Source organism: Thalassospiraceae bacterium LMO-JJ14 (assembly GCA_021555105.2).
Lineage (GTDB): Bacteria > Pseudomonadota > Alphaproteobacteria > Rhodospirillales > Casp-alpha2 > UBA4479.
In genome coordinates this window covers 942,120-961,469 of record CP134604.1, presented here as the reverse complement: position 1 = coordinate 961,469, position 19,350 = coordinate 942,120, and the positions used below count along the sequence as shown (strand labels likewise).

Sequence of the window (19,350 nt, the reverse complement as noted above, 5' to 3'; positions counted from 1 at the left end):
TACACACATTGTCATGGATCAATTGTGATAGAAACCAACGCACGGTGCGCAATCAATCGTCCCCGGTTTCGGCCGGGTTCAGGCATGCCGCCGGATCTTCCGTATCCCTGCGGGTCTGGCGGCGTTCAATGCGCACCAGCCGCAACACCTGGAGACCGCCAAAAATGGCAAGCCCGCCAATCAGCCCGCCGACGATCAGGTCGGGGACGCCGCTGGCGCTGACCCAGACACCCGAAGCCGCAAGCATAACCGCAACATTGGAAAGCGCATCGTTCCGGGTGCAAATCCAAACCGACGCCATGTTTGCGTCCTTGCCCCTGTAGCGGAACAGGATCAGCGCACAGGCGATATTGGCGAGCATGGCAATAAAGGCAATGGTCCCCATGACCGGCGCCGACGGCACAGTCCCGGCAATCAGGTGATGCACGATGTTCACCGCGACCCAGATGCCGAAGCCGATCATCGCCAACCCTTTGACGAAAGCAACGCGTGTCCCCCACACGCCGGCCATACCGAGCACCAGGATCGACAGACCGTAATTCACCGCATCGCCGAAGAAGTCAACGGCGTCCGCCTGCAGTCCGACCGAACCGACGAGCGCACCGCCGGTTATTTCCGTCACGAACATCGCCGCGTTAATCAGCAGCGCCGCCCACAGGGCGCGCCGCTGACCGGGCGTTACGTTATTGTCCGGGTCCGGCGCATGGTGGTGATGACAGACCGCACTCATGGCATATCCTCACGGTCCGGCTCTATCGCATGTTCCGCCATGTCCGACAGCACGCGGATAACGTGATCATCGGCAGCGGTATAAAATATCTGCTTGCCGCGACGCTCACCACGCACAAGCCGGGCCGCCCGCAACAATCTGAGGTGATGGCTTGTCAACGATGCGGATATACCCAGCCGCGAAGCAATATCGCCGGCCGCCAACGGGGCGGAAAGGCAGGCATAGACGATCCCGAGCCGCGTCGGGTCACCGAGAATACGAAACAGATCGGCAATCTCGCGGCGGGTTTCGGAGTCGGGCGCCTCGTGCTGCAGGGCGATGTCGTGCGGTTCCGTCGATTGTGCTGCGTTCATCATAACAAACAATTAAACAGTTATTCAATTGTTTGTAAACAGGCCATTCACCCGGCGTGACCCAGGGTTTACCCCAGTGCCCCGCCCGCATATTCAAAGTTACCAAGCAGTTGGTTCTAGGCCGCAGCCTCGGCCGCCGTCTTGCCGACAGCACGGTCATAATCTTCCATCAGCACCCGGCAGACCTCGCCCGGCTTGAAGGTATACTCGCCGATAACGCTCACCGGCGTAACTTCGGCAGCGCTCCCGGTCAGGAAGCATTCCGACGCATCGGCCATTTCTTCGGGCCGGATGGCGCGTTCGACGACTTCGATTCCGCGTTTATTGGCAAGTTCGATGACGGTCTGGCGGGTAATGCCGTTGAGGAAACAATCCGGCGTCGGTGTATGCAACTTGCCGTCCGCCATGACGAAGAACACATTGGCCCCCGTCGCTTCGGCGACCAGACCACGGTAATCCAGCATCAGCGCATCCTGAAAGCCGGCGGCTTCCGCGGTGTGCTTGGACAGGGTGCAAATCATGTAAAGCCCCGCCGCCTTGGCATGCACCGGCTCGGTTTCCGCGCTCGGCCGTTTCCATTTTGAAATCTGCAGCGTGATCCCGTTCATGCGCGCTTCCGGCGAGAAGTACGACGGCCATTCCCACGCCGCGATGGCGACGTTGATTTTGTTGCTCTGTGCCGAGACCCCCATCATTTCGCTGCCACGCCACGCAACCGGACGGATATAACCTTCGGTGATACCGTTGACGTCGCACACTTGCATGCAGGCGGCATCGATCTCGTCAGCGGTGTACGGAATCTCAAAGCCCAATTCGCCGGCCGAATAAAACAGCCGCTCGGTATGCTGGCGCAGCTTGAAGATGCTGCCGTTGTACATGCGCTCGCCTTCGAAGACCGACGATGCATAGTGCAAACCGTGCGTCAGGACGTGAACCTTGGCATCGCGCCATTCTACGAACTCACCGTTAAACCAGATCTTTCCGTCACGATCGGCAAAGTTTGGACCAGACATTGTAATTTTCTTTCGTATCTTGAGTCATGATAACTTGGATATTGCGTCAAGTATCAGTTTCCCGCATATATGTCAATAACACTGACCAATTATTATTGACTTGTCGGCTGCACCTAGTGAAAGTCCGGTTATGTCTGATCAGCAATCACGAGGCCGCCCGCGCGCAAACCCCCTGTTCCTCAGGGACGAGGATTTGCGCGAGGCGATCGAACTTCTTTTCTTCGCCTATCGCGACTTCACCGGCGAAGCGGACGCGGTACTCGAAACCTACGGGTTCGGGCGCGCGCATCACCGCATCATTTATTTCGTCGGCGCCAATCCCGGCATCTCGGTTGGGGAATTGCTGTCTATTCTGAAAATCACCAAGCAAAGCCTGTCGCGGGTGCTGAGCCAGCTCGTCGAAGAGAATTTCATTATCCAGGAAACCGACCCCGGCGACCGCCGCCGCCGCCGCCTGTATCTGGCGGAAAAAGGTCAGGCGCTCGAAGGCGAACTGACGCAACGCCAAAGCCGCCATGTCGCCGATGCGTTCCGCAACGCCGGTGCCGATGCCGTTGCCGGCTTCAGAACCGTGCTGCGCGGCCTGATCAACGAAGAAGACAGGAACCGCGTCACACCCCGCGACAACGAGGCATCCTGATCTTTTCCGCCGCTTTTGCACCGTTAGCGATGCCGACAGTTCCGCATGACCCCTGCCGATCGGCACGCTAGAATGCGCACATGACGGATGACAACCCCGACGAGAAGCCGCATGTGCTGGTGGTCGATGACGACGACCGGCTGCGCTCTCTTTTAGCGAAATATCTAAGCGATAACGGCTTCATGGTCACCGCCGCAGCCGACGCCGAAGAAGCGCGCCGCAGGATGACCAGCCTCGCCTTCGACCTGATTGTGCTCGATCTCATGATGCCCGGTGAAAGCGGTCTCGAGTTCGCGGAAAAGCTGCGGGTGATTGACGACATCCCGATTCTCATGCTGACGGCGATGAGCGAATCCGAAGACCGCATCCGCGGCCTCGAAAAAGGCGGCGACGATTATCTGACCAAACCATTCGAGCCGCGCGAACTGGTGCTGCGTATTCATTCGATCTTGAAGCGCGCCCGCCCGGAACCCGACATGCCGCAGGAACTGCTGTTCGGCGATGCCGTGTTCTCGCTCGATCGCGGCGAAATGCGCCGCCGCGGCCGCCGCATCCACCTGACGGATGTCGAGGTTGCGTTACTGCGTGCACTGGGTGCAACGTCCGGTCAGGTGATGTCACGCGACACACTGATCGCGGCAACCGACGCCGGCGGCGAGGGCCGCGCCATCGACGTGCAGGTGACGCGGCTTCGGCGTAAGATCGAAAGAGACCCGCGCGCGCCCCGGTATCTGAAGACCGTGCGCGGCAAGGGATATGTACTCTGGCCGGACAACAAATAGACAACGGATGAGTGAGACTTTGAGCCAGCCGCTGAGCCAATCGGTCAAACGCTTCCTGCCGAAGTCGCTTCTCGGGCGGTCGTTGCTGATTATCGTCACGCCGCTGGTGCTGCTGCAGATTGTCTCGGCCATCATTTTCTTCGAAAGCCACTGGGACAAGGTCACACTCAGGCTGGCCAAATCCGTGACCGGTGACATCGCGTCCGTGATCTCCCTGATGCGCCGCTTTCCCGAGCCGGAAAACCGCACCTGGATTTTCAATCTTGCCTCCAAAACCATGGAGTTCAGGGTGACATTCGACGAAGGCCGCATCCTGCCAAACAGGCCACCGAAACCGGACGGTTTGCTGGAAGAGATGATGAGCGAATCCATGAAGTCCTTCGTCAACAAGCCGTTCGTGCTCGATACGTCCAGCATGGAGCGCGATGTCGCCATCGAGGTGCAACTCGCCGACGGTGTGCTCAGGCTCGTCACCACCCGCAAGCGTCTGTTCAGTTCAACGACATACGTTTTTGTCATCTGGATGGTCGGCACATCCCTGATCCTGTTCGCCGTCGCCATGGTCTTCATGCGCAATCAGGTCAAGCCGATCCGCCGTCTGGCGACCGCCGCCGACGATTTCGGCAAGGGCCGCGCGTCTGAAGCCTTCAAACTGGAAGGGGCGACCGAAGTCCGTCAGGCCGCCAGCGCCTTTCTGGCCATGCGCGATCGCATCCGCCGCCAGATCGCACAACGTACCGACATGCTTTCGGGCGTCTCGCACGACCTGCGCACGCCACTGACCCGGATGAAACTTCAGCTCGAAATGCTCGGCCAAAGCGACGATAGCGCGGCACTCAAGGACGACATTGTGGAAATGGAACGGATGCTGGAAGGCTATCTGGCCTTTGCCCGGGGTGAAGGCGGCGAAACCCCGGAACTGACCGATCTGTCGCAGCTCCTGCAGGACGTCGCCGATCAGGCACGCCGGCGTGAAGCGCGGATCGATCTGCACACCGAAGGCCGTATCGATGTCACCATTCGCCCGAACGGCTTCCGCCGCTGCATCACCAACCTCATTGAAAACGCCATGCGCTATGCCGAACATATTTCGATCCGCGCCGGTATCCGCGACGAGGCGGTTGAAATCGTCATCGATGACGATGGTCCCGGCATTCCCGAAGAACAGCGCACCGAGGTCTTCCGCCCGTTTTACCGGCTCGAACAGTCACGCAATCCCGGCACCGGCGGTGTCGGTCTCGGCCTGTCCATCGCGCGCGATGCGATCCAGGGCCACGGTGGTGAAATCCAACTGAAGGAATCCCCGATGGGCGGGCTTCGCGTCTGGATCAGGCTGCCGCTCTAGAGCCGCGTTCTAAGACCACGGACGTTCTTCGTTGATGGTCCAGGGGTCGGCGTCGATCGGCCATACGGGGCGGGCGATCTTTTTGTGCGCGACCTTGGTCATATCCCATTCCAGGGTGCCGGGGGCGGCGCAATAGATAATCTTCGCCGCGATCTTCGAATACTCGGCATGGAAATGCTGCATGGATTTGACGATCAGAATCCGCTGTTTCGCCGGATCGATCCCCAGCGCCTCGAAATAATGCGGATGTGTGTTCTGGGTACGGGCCGAATGAATCACGAAGTCGATCCCCTCGGCATGAACCCACACTGCATCGCCGAGATAGCGCTGCGAACCGCCGAGGCTTTTGACATAGGCATCGCGGATGATGTTTTTGACTTCGACGTTGAGATCCAGCGGCTCGCCCGAAACGGCGCCCGTTTTACCGCCGAGGCGCAACTGGAACCGGGCGCCGATCCCGGCGCCGATGCAGATTCCCGTCGCCACCGGATCCCAAAGGCCGCCGACCGCCGCCATGCCGATACCGCGTTCCAGCATGCGCCGGACGATGAACGTGCTGTCGCCGGGGCCGCCGCCGCCCGGATTGTCGGCCATGTCGGCGATCACCACAGGGCCGTCTTTTTCCGCCAACGCGTCGGTGATCGCGGTTTCCACGTCGACGTAGCGCGGTGTGATTTCGTCGCGCATCTGCCAAAGCTCGCGGCCCAGCATCTCCGCCACCTCGTCGCCCTTGGCCTTGTCGTTGTCGGTAACGACGATGACCCGCGTCCCTTCGGCCGGCACATCGCCCCACGGGAAACCGTGTCCGAGGGATATCGACAGCACGCCGTCCTTGCCCTCAAGCGCACTCATCCGGTCGACGAAGCTGCGCATCGGTTCGCGTGTCGTGTGATAACAGCCGATCATACGGCAGTCGAAACTGCTGATGGCGGGTTTCAGTTTGCCGTCGAAGGTCGCTTCCATGATGCGCCACAAATCTTCGGCGCGTTCGCGGGAATCGGTGTGCGGATATTCCTTGTAGATGACGATGGCGTCGACTTCCTCGGTGAAGCGGCGCGTGATGTGGCAATGCAGATCAAGCTCGACACCGAGCGGGATATCGCGGCCGACGATTTCGCGGATGCGGTGCACCAGATCGTCCTCGCAGTCGTCATAGCCTTCCGCGACCATCGCGCCGTGCAGGCTGAGCATGATGCCGTCGACCGGCATCGCCGCCTTCAGATCGTTCAGGATTTCATCGCGAAGTTCTTCATAAACCTTGCGCACCGTGATGCCGGACGGGGTCGCGAAGGCGGACAGGCTTTCGGCCACATCCCAGCCGCGCGCCCTGGCATGTTCGCGCCAGATCACCAGCGGTGCGCCGAACATGTGCGGCACCTCGCCATGCTGGCCGCCACGCACGAGATGCGAGCTTTCAAACGCCGCAAGGTCGGTCGGCAGCGGTGCTTCGGTATGGGTTTCGGTGCCGAGACAGGCGGTAAACAGTTTCATCGAAGGTCGTCCTTTTCGTTTGCTCAGCCGCTGAGCTTGCCGAGGTCCGGCAGCGGGCGGGCGGTATCGGCATGGGCGGCAAGCTGGCGTTCCAGCGCCGCGGCGATCTCCAGCACCTGACGGTCGCGGCCCGGTGCGCCAAGCACCTGAATGCCGAACGGCATGCCCTGATCGTCCAGGCCGCACGGCAGCACGCAACCGCACGCCATGGCCATGGTCGGCGCATACGACATCGCCAGCCAGCGCATGTATGTCGGCATCTGCTCACCGTCGATTTCCGAGACATACCATTCCGCGTGCGGGAACGGCGACACCGATGCCGCCGGACAGATCACGCAATCAACCTCGTTCAGCAGTGATATCCAGTTGCGGGCGATTTTCGTCTGCACCAGATGCGCCTTGGCGACATCCTCAAGCGAATATTCAAGGCCGCGGTCGACGTTGTCGACGACATTGGGGCTGATGATATCGCGATGGTTTTTCACCCGCTCGCCATGCGCACCGACGAAAACGACGCCGCGCAGAACTTCGAAGCATTCGTGCACGTCGGTAAAATCCGGATCGCGGTCCTGAGCCTCGGCAAAGACATGGCGGAAAGTATCGGTCCGCGTCTTGAACAACGACCGGTTCGCCTTGCTGATCGGCGCGCAGCCGAGATCGGCCGAAATCGCGACATGCATGGAACCGAGATCGGCTTCACGCATCGGCTCGAACAGCGCCGGGTCCAAATCGCCGGAATAGGGGTCGCGCGCATCGGCGGAGGCCTGTGCCGACAACAAAAGTGCCGTATCGGCGACACTGCGGCCCATCGGCCCCAGCACCGAGAACGGCAGCAAGCCCGCCGGTTTGGCTTCTGCCGGGACCACGCCCGGGCTCGGGCGGAACCCGACGACACCGCAGAACGCCGCCGGCGTCCTGAGAGAGCCGCCGTAATCCGAACCACTGGCCAGCGGCACCATGCCGGCCGCCAGCGCCACGGCCGAGCCGCCCGACGACCCGGCGCAGGTCTTCACCGGATCGAACGGATTGCCCGTGGCGCCGAACACCAGGTTGCGGGTATTGGCCCCGGCGCCGAATTCCGGCGTGTTGGTTTTGCCGATGATGATCCCGCCCTCGTCGCGGACATTGGCGACGGAGAGCTGATCGGCGGCAGGCACATTGTCTTCGTAAATCTTCGAGCCGAAGGTGGTGCGCAGTCCCTCGGTCGATTCCAGGTCCTTGATGGCGACCGGCAGGCCGTGCAGCGCGCCCAGAAATTCACCGTCCACGACCGCCTGCTCGGCGGCCTTGGCTTCGTCCAGCGCGCGCTCGAAGCAGGTCGAGACCATGGCATTCAACGTGCCGTTCACGGCCTCGACACGGCGGATGCAGCTTTCCGTCAGCTCAACGGGCGAGATTTCCTTAACGCCGATCTGTCTGCGCAGTTCAACCGCGCTTTGATCGCAAAGCTCGCTCATGTCCCCGTTCCCCCTGTTGTATGTTAGGCGGCTTTCCCCGTCGGGGTCTTGCCGTCACCGAGATCCCACCACAAGCCGGTCATGATCCGGAGCGCACTGTGACAGACCGGCGCAAGCACATGCTCGTTCGGCGCATGCTGAGAGCAACCGGCATAGGAATGCGGCACCCAGATCGTCGGCAGGCCCAGCACTTCGGCGAAGCAGTCATTCGGCAGCGTGCCGCCCAGGTTCGGCAGCACGGCGACTTCTTGGCCGGACGTTTCGCCGATCGACGAGATCGCCCACTTGGCCCACGGATGGTCGGGATCGAGCCGGGTCGCGTACATGTAATCGCGCTCCGCCTTCAGGTCGATCGCCTGAAAACCATGCGCGTCCAGATGCTTTCTGAGCGCCGGCAGGAAATTGTGCGGATCGGTGCCGACCACATAACGGATATGGCCATGCGCGATGGCGCGCGGCGGGATCGCATTCACCGGGTTGCGCGGGTTGCCGCACTCGAAGGCGCGGATTTCGAAGGTGTTCCAGCCGAACACCTTTTCTTCCGGCGTCAGTCCCGGCTCGCCCCATTCGGGATCGATCTCGGGCGATCCTTCGCCGCCGCCGACCTCGAGTTTTGAAATCGCCTTGCGCACCGAATTGGACATCGGCTCGGGACGCCAATCCTCGATCAGCAGCTTGCCCCTGGCGTCCGTGATGGTCGCCAGCGCATGCGCCATGACCACGCCCGGGTTCGACAACAGGCCACCCCAGTTGCCGGAATGGTGTCCGCCATCGCGGCATTCCAGAGTCATGGTGAAATTGAAGACACCGCGCGATCCCATGAACACCGTCGGCATGTCCGGCTGCAGGCGCGGTCCGTCCGAGGCGATAAAAACGTCCGCCTTGAACAGGTCCTTGTTCTGTTCGCAGAACGCTTTGAGACCGGGCGAGCCTGCTTCTTCGCCGGTCTCGATCAGAGCGATGACATTGAAGCCGAGCTTGCCGCGCGTTTCGAGCACCTGTTTCATGGCCGCCAGATTGATGGTGTGCTGGCCCTTGTTGTCGGCGGTGCCGCGGCCGTACCAGCGATCCCCCTCTTCGGTGATTTCCCAGGGCGTCAGCCCTTCGCGCCACTGATCGTCGTAACCGCGCACGACGTCGCCGTGGCCGTACGTCATGACCGTCGGCAGATCGTCGCCTTCGTGCCGGCGCGCAACCAGGAACGGCATCAGGCCCTCGATCGGATTCTCGTAAATCTCGCAGGTGAAACCGAAGTCCTCGAGATAAGGCGTCATTTCGTCCCGCAGATAGCGGTACAGTTCGGGGCGCTTGTCCGGCTCCGGGCTTTCCGTGTGATAGGCGACACGCCGTGCCAGATCGGTCTTGAAGCGGCCGCTGTCGAAATAATCATCAATGCCGTCCAGCGCTGATGCCTTGTCATTCATATTACGGCCCTCACGAGGCGGCCCTGCCCCGTCCTTCGTTTTCGTCATACAGGTGGCATTCGACGATACCGCCGTCATGCGCGATGGTCCCGGGTTTGATTTGCGAGCAGTGATCCATGACCTGGGCACAGCGCGGATGGAACGTGCAGCCCGACGGCGGATCGACCGGATTCGGATAGGCCGCGCCCAGATGCGTGTCCGGCACGCCCATCGACGGGTCCGGCGTCAGCACGGATTCCAGCAGCGCCTTGGTGTAGGGATGCTCGGGCGCGTCGAACAAACTGGCCGTGTCCTTCTGTTCGACGATGCGGCCCAGATACATGACCGCGACACGGGTCGCGATGTGCTCGACCACCGCCAGATTGTGGCTGATGACGATGTACGTCAGGTTCAGTTCCTTGCGCAGGTCCTGCAACAGGTTGAGGATTTGCGACTGTACCGAAACATCGAGCGCCGATGTCGGCTCATCGCAGATTACCACTTCCGGCCGGTTGATGAGCGCGCGGGCAATGGCGACGCGCTGGCGCTGCCCGCCGGAAAGCTGGTTCGGGAAGTTTTCGTAAAGCCGCGGCGCCAGACCGACCAGTTCCATGATTTCCTCGGCGCGCCGGCGCCAGGTCGACGGATCCGGGTCCTTCTGCACCTTCAACGGCAGCGTGATGATCGAGCCGATGGATTTGCGGGGGTTCAGCGACGAATACGGATCCTGAAAGATCGGCTGCACCAGCGACGCCAGTTTCAGGCGGTCGATATCGGCGACCGGTGTGCCGCCGAATTCAATCGTGCCCTGCGTCGTCGACAACAGGCCCAAAAGCATTTTCGCCAGCGTCGTCTTGCCGCAGCCGCTCTCGCCCACCAGCGCCAGCACTTCACCACGCTTGACGTCGAGCGAGATGCCGTTGACCGCATGCAGCGGTTTCTTGCCGCGGAACATACCCGCCGAAATCATGAAGGTCCGGGTGACGTCTTTGGCGCTGATCACGGTATCGGTCATGCTGCGCCCTCGCGAAAAGCGTTCTTCTTGCACGTCGCCGGGTCGAGCAGACAGCGGTATTCGTGTCCCTGCTCCAGCGCCGCCTGCATATCGATATCGGCTTTCGTGCAGTCATCCGTGGCGTACATGCAGCGTTCCGCGAAATGGCAGGAATTGAAGGCGCCGACCAGTGACGGCACGATGCCCGGGATCGAGCCCAGCGGCTTGCCGCGGTCGGTCTTGCCGGGGATCGGAATGCAATCGAGCAATCCCTGCGTATACGGATGTGTCGGACTGTTGAAGACCTGCTCGGCGGTGCCCTGTTCGACGATCTGCCCGGCATACATGACGCAGACCCGGTCCGCGATGCGCGCGACGACACCCAGGTCGTGGGTGATCAGGATCAGCCCCATGTCGAATTCACGTTGCAGATCGGCCAGCAACAGCAGGATCTGCGCCTGAATCGTCACATCGAGCGCGGTCGTCGGCTCGTCGGCAATGATCAGGTCGGGGCCGCACATCAGCGTCATGGCGATCATCACGCGCTGTCGCAAACCGCCGGAAAGCTGGTGCGGGTACTGTGTCAGGCGCGATGCCGCCGCCGTGATGCCGACTTTTTCCAACAGGTAGATGGCGCGTTCGCGGGCTTCGCGCGTACCCACCTTGCGGTGGCGCTTCAACGCTTCTTCCAGCTGATCGCCGATGGTATAGGCCGGGTTCAGGCTGGTCATCGGTTCCTGAAAGATCATGCCCATGGTGTTGCCGCGGATATCCGACATCCGCCGTTCGCCGACGCCCAGAATATCCTCACCGTCGAGCATCAGCTTGTCCGCCGTGCGGATGGCCTTCTTCGGCAACAGATCCATAACGGCAAGCGAGGTCAGCGATTTGCCACAGCCGCTTTCGCCGACGATGCACAGCGTCTCGCCGCTGTCGACATGGAACGATATGCCTTGCACCGCATGCAGCATGCCGGCGCCGACGGGAATGTCGACGGTCAGATTTTCGACCTCTAGAACGCGTTTGCTCATCGAATGCTCCCTGCCTCCTAGTTCCGGTTTTCCGGTGCCGTGACATCGCGGATGCCGTCACCCAGAAGGTTGATGGAGAGGATCAGGATAAACAGCGCCGTCCCCGGAATGCCGACCAGCCATGGATCGAACAGCATGTGGTTCTTCCCTTCGGCGATCATCAACCCCCAGCTCGGCGCCGGCGGCTGCACGCCGAGACCCAGGAACGACAGCGCCGCTTCGAGGATAATGGCGTGCGCCATTTCAATCGTCGCGACGACAATCAGATTGTTGACGATGTTCGGCATGATCTCGGCAAAGATAATGCGCGTCGTCGAACAGCCGATGGCCTGCGCGGCGGCGACGTAATCGAGATTCCGCACCTGTTGCGTCGTCGAGCGCATGACGACGGCAAAGCGGTCCCAGATCAGAAGACCGAGCACCCAGATCACGATCGTCAGCGAATTGCCGACCAGTGAAACGACGGCCAGCGCCACAAGCACCACCGGCAGCGACAGACGCGTGGTGATGATGAAGTTGACGACCATGTCGACACGGCCGCCGAAATACCCCGCCGCAACGCCGAGCGCGGTGCCGATGACACCGGATATCAACATCGCCGCGAAACCGATCAGCAGCGAAATCTGCGAACCGTGTATCAGGCGCGACAGGTAATCGCGGCCGAACTGATCGGTGCCGAGCGGAAATTCCCAGGTCGCCTTGGCATGATCGTGCCAGACCGGCGGGATCAGTTTCCGCGCCAGTTGCTGGTCGTAGGGATCGTGCGGGGAAATCAGCGGCGCCAAAAAGGCGATGGCAATGATCGCCAACAGCACACAGGCGCCGAACATGAAGCCGAAATGGCCGAACATACGCCTGCGGGCGCGCTCGCCCGGCGACGGCTCGTCGAAGATGCGCTCGGCGATCTCCGGCCCCTGAGCAGGTCCCTGGACGGATTTATTGGCGGCAGTTTCGCTCATGTCAGCTCACCCTGATTCGTGGGTCGAGGAATGCATTCAGCAGATCGGCCAGGAACGTCAGTACGATATAGAAGCACGACAGCACCAAAACGATCGCCTGCATCATCGGCAGGTCGGCGCGCAGGATCGATTCCCAGGCCAACTGGCCGAGACCGTTAATAGCGAAAATCGTCTCGATGACGATCGAACCGCCGAGCATGAAGCCGAACTGCACGGCAGCCAGCGACACCACCGGAATGATGGCGTTCCTGAGCGCGTGCTTGAACAGCACGACCATCGGACGCAGCCCCTTGGCGCGCGCGGTGCGGATATAATCGCTCGACAGCACTTCGATCATCCCGGCGCGCGTCAGCCGCATCACCGCCGGGGTCACGTAATAGCCGAGCGCAATCGACGGCATGATGAAGTTCGTCCACGACGCGCTGCCGGTAATCGGCAGCCAGCGCAGGGCCACGCCGAAGAAGAAGATCATGATCAGCGCGAACCAGAAACTGGGCAGCGCCTGACCGATCACCGCCACCGTCAGGGCGAAGCGGTCGACCAGGGTGTTGGGGCGCATCGCCGCCAGCACGCCGAGCGGGATCGACAGCACCAGCGCAAACCCCAAAGAGCAGGCGCCGAGCGTCATGGTGACGGGCAGCCGCTCGAAGATAACGTCGGAGACTTCGGATTTCAGATAATGAGAATGGCCGAGATTTCCCTGCAACGCATGCCCGAGCCAGGACAGGTACTGTACGATGATCGGCTGATCGTAACCGTACACCTTGCGGATATTCTCGATATCCTGCTGCGTCGCGGTTTCGCCGGCCAGCGCGATGGCTGGATCGCCGGACAAATAAATCATTGAAAATGTGATCAATGAAACGGTGATCGCGACCAGAAGGGCGATACTTAACCGCTTCAAGGCATAAATAAGCATGCCGTCAATCCCTATCGCCGATGCAACGCACCGGCCCCGGCAACACTGCCGGGGCCGGACGCATTACAGCGGAGTTACTTCCATTTCGCCGTATAGAACCGCGGAATTTCATCCGAGGTCGGCACGAAGTCGAGATCGCTCGTGTAGGCATAATATTTTGCGTACGTGAACATCGGCAGCCAGTACAGCTCACCGGAAATCCGCGAAAGGGCTTCCTTGTACTTGGCTTTACGAACGGCCGGATCGACCGAGGTGTCGCCTTCCTTCATAAGTTTGGCGACGGTCGGATCCTTGGCCGGATCGTCGTGTCCACCCGAGAAGAAATGCCCCGTGCTGGCGGAAACATCAGGGATCGAGTTGGAACCCCACGTCATGTGGTGCAGCGGCGTAACGCCCTTCCACACCAGATCGCGCAATGCGCGGTACTGCATGAACTTGAGGTTGGCCTTGATGCCGACATTCGCCAGATCGCCGATCACGGCTTCGGTGAATTCACGCTGACGATAAGCATAGATGTCGGTGGTGAAACCGTCGGCGAGACCCGCTTCCTTCAAAAGCGCTTTGGATTTCGCGGGGTCGTAGTTCCACTTCGGCACGTCCTGGGTGCAGCCGAACTGGTCCGGATGGCACGCCGAGTCGATGACGACCGAAGCCGGGCCGACAAGGTTTTCGACAATCGACTTGCGGTTGATGGCGTGTGCCACGGCTTCGCGGACGCGCTTGTCCTTGAAGTGCGCGTCACCGCTGTCACCGTCAACGTCGAAGGCGATATAGCTGATACGCATGGTCTTGGCGTTGGTCACCGTGACGTTGCCCATGCCGCCCAGCTTCTCGGCCTGATCCTTGGGAACGTCCCAGATCCAGTCGACGCCGCCGGTCAGCATCTCGGCGATCTGCGTGTTCATTTCCTTGATCGTGCGGAACGTCAGCTTGCCGATCGCGGCGGTGCCTTTCGGACCGTTCTTGAAGTACGCATCGTTACGGACCATTTCGACACGGTCGCCGGCGACCACGTTGACGATCTTGTACGGGCCGGTGCCGACGGCTTTGACCGCAGCATAGTCCTTCTTGCCGTCGGGGCCGGCAGGCGCGCTGTCATAATGGCCTTCCGGCATCATGAAGACGGCCTGCGCGAAGTACGCCAAAGCCGCCGGGAAAGGCTCTTTCAGAAGGATGCGAACGCTGTTCGGACCGGTTTTTTCAGCCGACTTCAGGAACTTCACGTTGGCCTGGGTCAGCACACCGTTGTCGGCATTGGAAACGAAGTTGACGGTGTAGACGACATCTTCGGGACCGAACTTGGAACCGTCGTGGAACACCACGTCGGTGCGCAGATCGAAATCGATGGTCGTGTTGTCGACCCACTTGTAGGACGTCGCCAGCAGCGGTTCGAATTCGCCGGTTTTCAGGTTGCGGAACAGAAGTCCGTCCCAAACCGTGTTGCCCATGATGACGAGTTCACGAGTGTTGTTGTAATACGGATCGGCAACCGCGACTTCGCGTGTCGTCGACCATACCAATGTATCGTCGGCCTTACCTGCGTAAGCAGCAGGTGCGACAGCCAGCGTTGCCGCTGCTGCCAGAGCTGTACTCAAGATTACTTTGCGGAACATTTTGCTCGCGCCTCCCTGACTAAATTGGCATTGCGCATGCCATCAGCGGGGACGCTCTCGACGCGCCCCGTTAACGTGATTGTTCGATGAATTCGCTGCCGAGTCCATATTGAACAGCGATCCCGTGCAGATTTTATAGAACTCACTCCCTGTCGCGCCTCAAGCTTCGCTGTTTTTTTGTATTACTATTTAATACAGCGTAGTATATAACGATATGCTATGAAGACTGACACGAGGCGTCAAGCATGACCAGCGAAAAACCAAAGTTTGTGGCACCGGACCCCGTCACCTCCAACGCATTGTTCGTCGGTTCGCTCGAAAAGGGGTTTCGTGTGCTGGCAGCCTTCAGCGACGACTTTCCGGCGCTCGGCGTGACCGAAATCGCACTCCGTACAGGCCTCGACAAGAGCGCCGCTCAAAGATTTTCCAACACGCTCCATCAACTCGGTTTTCTCGAGAAGGATGCGGCGACGCGACGCTACCGGCCCGGCCGCCGACTGATGGAACTGGCCTATACCTATCTGCGCCACAGTGTGCTCGGCGCCGTCGCCATGCCGCGCCTGATCGAGGCCGGCTCGACCTACCAGACCACCGTCAACCTTGCCGAGCGTGAAGATACCAGTGTGATATATACTGTTCGCATCCCGCATGTGAAGGCCGCCTATTCGGCAACAGTGCCCGGCAGACGCGTGCCGATCTTCTGTTCCGCGTCGGGCATCGCCATGATGTCGCGGATGGATGACGACGAAGCTTACGGCATTCTGGCGCGCTCGGATCTGGTCAAGCGCCTGGCGACAACGCTGATCGATCCGGATAAAATCATGAAAGTCGTGGCGCAAACCCGAAAACGCGGATTTGCCATGACCTATGCCCAGCAATTGCCCCGCGAAATTTCCATTGCCGCACCGATCGTCGATGTCCGCGGACGCCCTGTCGGCGCCGTGCAGATTCCCGTTTATACCCCGGCCTGGAAACAGTCGGTGGCCGCAGAAAAGCTCGGCCCTCTTTCCATTGAAACGGCGGATGGCATTTCCGGCGCACTGGTCGCATCCGAACAGGAATATTGAGCATGCCCTAACCCTACCCGCACCGTGCGGCATCACTGCCCAGCACTCACCCCCGGCATGGCCTGATCAGACAGGGGCCGGCACTGACGAAAACAGGATGATAACAACATGACCTTCCGCGTCCTCACCGGCCTGTTCGGCCACGAAAGCAACGCTTTTTCAAATCTGCCGACCCGGCTCGCCAATTTCGAGGATTACCTGCTCGCCTTCGGCGACGATGTTCCCGCCGCGATCAAAGGTGCCAGCATCGAGCCCGCAGGCGTCGAGGAAGCCGCCGCCGAACTGGGCTGGGAACTGGTCCGCACCGTGGTTGCCTGGGCGACCCCTTCGGGCCCCGTGGCCAAGGATGCGTGGGATGCCTGCACCGGGGCAATATTCGACGCCGCCAGAACCAAGGGGCCGTTCGACGGCGTGCTGCTCAACCTGCACGGCGCCATGGCCAGCGTCGATCATGACGATGCCGAAGGGGAAATGCTGCAACAGCTGCGCGCCATTATCGGCCCGGACGTGCCGCTCGCCATCACGCTCGATCTGCATGCCAACGTGACGGACCTGATGAGCGAACACGCGGATATCGTCTGCGCCTACCGGACCTATCCGCACATCGACCAGATCGCGACGTCGAAACGCGCCGCCGCCGTTCTGGACAGGGCCATGCGGGGCGAAGTGAAACCGGTCTGCGTCACCGCGCGGCGCGACACCATCGAAGGCCTGGACGACGGCCGCACCACCACCGACAACCCGATGACGACGCTGCTGGGCCGCGCCGCCGATCTGGAAAACAACGATCCCGGCGTGTTGCTGGTCAGCATCCATGCCGGGTTCACACCGGCCAATCTGTATGAAGCCGGGCCGACCGTCACCGTCACCGGTGACGGTGACGATCCGAAATTCCGCGCCATCGCCGATGAATATATGGATTACGCCTGGGAGACCCGGCACTTCGATTCCAATACTTATCTGAGCGTTGCCGACACGGTCTCCCAGATCGGCCGCATCATCGGTGAAGGAACCGGCAAAGGGCCGATTGTCGTCGCCGACTTTTCCGATAACCCGGGCTCGGGCGCATACGGGGATTCAACCCTGATGCTCGAAGGCCTTCTGCAGGCAAATCTCGACAACGCCTGCTTCGGCACCATTTGCGACGCCGAAGCCGCCGCCATCCTCGTTGCCGCCGGCGAGGGTGCGGAAGTGTCCGTCGCACTCGGCGGCAAGACCGATCCCGCTTTCGGTGCGCCGCTTGAATTGACCGGCACCGTCACCCGTATCACCGACGGCACGTATGTCGCGGGCGGCCCGCGCTGGAAGGGTGTCACGCATCATCTCGGTCCGACCGCCATATTCAAGGTCGGCGGCATGGAGATCGTCGTCGCCTCCAACCGCCTGCAGCTGACCGAGGTCGAGGCCTTCACGCACGCCGGTATCGATCCCCGCGCGCGCGATGTCGTCGCCGTCAAATCGATGCAGCATTTCCGCGCCGCGTTTGCGCCGATTGCCCGCGAGATTCTGATCTGCGACGCCGGGGCGCTTTCGACCAAGGATATCTCGAAGCTGCCGTTCACACGTTTGCGCCGCCCGATTTATCCGCTGGATCTGGACTAGACCGTGCCGGAAACGGTCCCTGAGGCAAAGGCCATCCATCAACGGCGGCCGAGCATCAACCGGCCACTCGAAGGGACCTTGCTGATGATCGCGTCATGCGGGTTCATGGCGGCTCTGTCGGCGCTTGGCCGCCACATATCGCAGCTTGATATCGATCCGCCGCAAATCGTCTTCTGCCGCGTGCTGTTCGCGTGGATGTGCATGCTGCCGTGGCTTATGCAGCGCGGCATCGGCTCGCTGCGCACCTCGCAGATCAAGCTTTACCTGTTCCGCGCCGTTGTCAGCGTCGGCGCCATGTCGACGTGGTTCTATGCCCTTGCCCTCAGCCCCATCGGTGAAGTGACCGCACTGAGCTTTCTGGCGCCACTGTTCACCACCGTCGGCGCCGCGCTGGTGCTGGGCGAAGTGGTCCGCCTGCGCCGCTGGACGGCGACGCTGATCGGTTTCTGCGGCGCGCTGATCATCATCCGCCCCGGCTTTGCGGAACTGAGCCCCGGCAGCTGGTTCGCGCTCGGCTCGGCGGTGTTCATGGGCTCAGCCGCTTTGATCATCAAAACCCTGACCCGCGGTGACGACCCGTGGACGGTGGTATTCTTTTCGCATCTGATCATGATTCCGCTGACGCTGATCCCGGCGCTGTTCGTCTGGACCTGGCCGTCCTTGCATGTGTGGCTGCTCTTGGCGGCGACCGGTCCGATCGCGGTGTTCGGCCAATTGATCATGACCAAGGCGTTCTCCATCACCGACGTGTCGATTATCGCCGCCGTCGATTTTTCACGTCTGCCGTTCGCCGTTCTGTTCGGTTGGCTGGCGTTCGGCGAACTGACGGATCTGTGGACATGGGCCGGCGCCCTGGTGATTTTCGCGTCGTCGTTTTATATCGTGCGCCGCGAACAACAATTGCAGGCCGAGAAGAACCGCCAGACGGCGGCCGCGTCCTAGGATTCGACTGTCGGCGTCGGTGTCGCCGGCGGCCGCTGCGCCTTATGATCCCGATTGCGGCGGGATTCCCGGTACGTGATATAGACGGTGCTGAGAAAGATGACCGTGCCGCCGATCCAGGTCCAGGCGTCCGGAAATTCGCCGAACACCAGATAGCCGATCCCCGCAGCCCAGACCATACGCAGATAATCGACCGGTGCGACAACGGTGGCGTCCGACGACCTGAGCGCTGTCGCCATGCACAGATGGCCGACCATCGCCAGCACCCCGATCAGCAGCATCCAGCCGAGTTCTTCCACCGTCGGCCATGTCCACACGAAGAGCGCCGGTATGAATGAGAAGATCGTGAAATAAACGTTGGCCGTAAAGACCATGGTGACGCTGCTGTCGGTCCTGGACAGCACCTTGACGCATAGGATCGACGCCGCCCAGAAAACGGTCGAGGCCAATGCCACCAGCACCCCCGGCCCGAGAATCCCCGATCCCGGGCGAATGATGATCAAGGTCCCGACAAAACCGATGGCAATGGCCGTCCAGCGCCGGATCCCGACTTTCTCGCCGAGGAACAGTGCCGCCCCCGTGGTGACAAAAAGCACGGTGACGAAACTGATCGCCGTGGCGTCGCCCACCGGCATCAGGCTAAGACACACGAACCACGTTATCATCGCCATCACACCGACGATGGAGCGGAAGAACTGCAGTTTCGGCTGCTTGCTTTTCCACTGCGTGCGGTCCTGTCGCAGCAAAAAAGGAATCAGCAGAACGAATCCGATGACATTGCGAAAGAATGCGATCTCGATCGGATGCACGGTGCTGGAAACGTCGCGGACGAGGACGTGCAGCGAGGTAATCAGCAATCCTGAGATCGCCATGTACGCGACACCCTTGAGCGTCGCCTTGCGGGCAGTCGGATGTTTCGGGCCGTGGCTGTAGGCAGCTTCTTCGCCCATGTCGTTGCCGTCCCCGGAAAAAATGTTACCGTCACGCAAGAATGCGTGCGCCGATCGAA

The 19,350-nt window shown here is 61.0% G+C and carries 18 protein-coding genes; 6 read left to right on the top strand and 12 right to left on the bottom strand.

Annotation, left to right across the window (positions count from 1 at the left end; genetic code table 11):
* Positions 1-52: 52 nt before the first annotated feature.
* The 3 genes from L2D14_04740 to L2D14_04730 all read right to left on the bottom strand — a co-directional run bounded on the left by L2D14_04740 (position 53) and on the right by L2D14_04730 (position 2,096).
* Positions 53-730, bottom strand: coding sequence for a cation transporter (locus L2D14_04740; GenBank protein ID WNK00733.1), 678 nt, complete (start codon positions 728-730; stop codon positions 53-55).
* The gene (locus tag L2D14_04735; GenBank protein WNK00732.1) at positions 727-1,086 is read right to left on the bottom strand and encodes a metalloregulator ArsR/SmtB family transcription factor; all 360 of its coding nucleotides are present in this window, start codon (positions 1,084-1,086) and stop codon (positions 727-729) included. Before L2D14_04735 ends, L2D14_04740 begins: the two co-directional genes overlap by 4 nt.
* A 113-nt stretch (positions 1,087-1,199) precedes the next feature.
* A complete protein-coding gene (locus L2D14_04730; GenBank protein ID WNK00731.1) occupies positions 1,200-2,096 on the bottom strand; it encodes a branched-chain amino acid aminotransferase in 897 nt (298 codons plus the stop codon).
* A 130-nt stretch (positions 2,097-2,226) separates the two neighbouring features.
* Between L2D14_04730 and L2D14_04725 the strand changes: the two genes are divergently transcribed.
* The 3 genes from L2D14_04725 to L2D14_04715 all read left to right on the top strand — a co-directional run bounded on the left by L2D14_04725 (position 2,227) and on the right by L2D14_04715 (position 4,863).
* Positions 2,227-2,736, top strand: coding sequence for a MarR family transcriptional regulator (locus L2D14_04725; GenBank protein ID WNK00730.1), 510 nt, complete (start codon positions 2,227-2,229; stop codon positions 2,734-2,736).
* Between the two features lie 80 nt (positions 2,737-2,816).
* Positions 2,817-3,518, top strand: a complete 702-nt coding sequence (locus L2D14_04720) for a response regulator (protein WNK00729.1) — start codon at positions 2,817-2,819, stop codon at positions 3,516-3,518.
* 7 nt (positions 3,519-3,525) lie between these two features.
* Positions 3,526-4,863: an ATP-binding protein gene (locus tag L2D14_04715; protein ID WNK00728.1), complete on the top strand. Its 1,338-nt coding sequence runs from the start codon at positions 3,526-3,528 to the stop codon at positions 4,861-4,863.
* 9 nt (positions 4,864-4,872) lie between these two features.
* On the opposite strand, the gene L2D14_04710 is transcribed toward L2D14_04715, so the two are convergent.
* The 8 genes from L2D14_04710 to L2D14_04675 all read right to left on the bottom strand — a co-directional run bounded on the left by L2D14_04710 (position 4,873) and on the right by L2D14_04675 (position 14,730).
* Positions 4,873-6,354, bottom strand: a complete 1,482-nt coding sequence (locus tag L2D14_04710) for a M81 family metallopeptidase (GenBank protein WNK00727.1) — start codon at positions 6,352-6,354, stop codon at positions 4,873-4,875.
* Positions 6,355-6,377: 23 nt separating this feature from the next.
* Entirely contained in the window at positions 6,378-7,811 is a 1,434-nt protein-coding gene (locus L2D14_04705; protein WNK00726.1) for an amidase family protein, read from the bottom strand.
* A gap of 23 nt (positions 7,812-7,834) precedes the next feature.
* On the bottom strand, positions 7,835-9,235 hold the full coding sequence (locus tag L2D14_04700; GenBank protein ID WNK00725.1) for a M20 family metallopeptidase: 1,401 nt from the start codon (positions 9,233-9,235) through the stop codon (positions 7,835-7,837).
* A gap of 10 nt (positions 9,236-9,245) precedes the next feature.
* Positions 9,246-10,229 (bottom strand): ATP-binding cassette domain-containing protein, encoded by a 984-nt coding sequence (locus L2D14_04695; GenBank protein ID WNK00724.1) that lies wholly within the window; start codon positions 10,227-10,229, stop codon positions 9,246-9,248.
* Positions 10,226-11,239, bottom strand: coding sequence for an ABC transporter ATP-binding protein (locus L2D14_04690; protein WNK00723.1), 1,014 nt, complete (start codon positions 11,237-11,239; stop codon positions 10,226-10,228). The genes L2D14_04695 and L2D14_04690 overlap by 4 nt, the downstream gene beginning before the upstream one ends.
* Before the next feature lie 17 nt (positions 11,240-11,256).
* Entirely contained in the window at positions 11,257-12,198 is a 942-nt protein-coding gene (locus tag L2D14_04685) for an ABC transporter permease (GenBank protein ID WNK00722.1), read from the bottom strand.
* Position 12,199: 1 nt separating this feature from the next.
* Complete coding sequence (locus L2D14_04680) at positions 12,200-13,117, bottom strand: ABC transporter permease (GenBank protein ID WNK00721.1); 918 nt, start codon at positions 13,115-13,117, stop codon at positions 12,200-12,202.
* Positions 13,118-13,191: 74 nt separating this feature from the next.
* Positions 13,192-14,730, bottom strand: coding sequence for an ABC transporter substrate-binding protein (locus tag L2D14_04675; GenBank protein WNK00720.1), 1,539 nt, complete (start codon positions 14,728-14,730; stop codon positions 13,192-13,194).
* A 245-nt stretch (positions 14,731-14,975) separates the two neighbouring features.
* Here L2D14_04675 and L2D14_04670 point away from each other — a divergent pair, with 245 nt between their 5' ends.
* From L2D14_04670 to L2D14_04660, 3 genes are all read left to right on the top strand, one after another.
* Positions 14,976-15,797, top strand: coding sequence for an IclR family transcriptional regulator (locus tag L2D14_04670; protein ID WNK00719.1), 822 nt, complete (start codon positions 14,976-14,978; stop codon positions 15,795-15,797).
* A 108-nt stretch (positions 15,798-15,905) separates the two neighbouring features.
* Positions 15,906-17,399, top strand: coding sequence for a M81 family metallopeptidase (locus L2D14_04665; protein ID WNK00718.1), 1,494 nt, complete (start codon positions 15,906-15,908; stop codon positions 17,397-17,399).
* Positions 17,400-17,402: 3 nt separating this feature from the next.
* On the top strand, positions 17,403-18,341 hold the full coding sequence (locus L2D14_04660; protein ID WNK00717.1) for a DMT family transporter: 939 nt from the start codon (positions 17,403-17,405) through the stop codon (positions 18,339-18,341).
* On the opposite strand, the gene L2D14_04655 is transcribed toward L2D14_04660, so the two are convergent.
* Positions 18,338-19,330, bottom strand: a complete 993-nt coding sequence (locus L2D14_04655) for a DMT family transporter (GenBank protein WNK00716.1) — start codon at positions 19,328-19,330, stop codon at positions 18,338-18,340. The genes L2D14_04660 and L2D14_04655 overlap by 4 nt on opposite strands.
* Between the last annotated feature and the right edge of the window lie 20 nt (positions 19,331-19,350).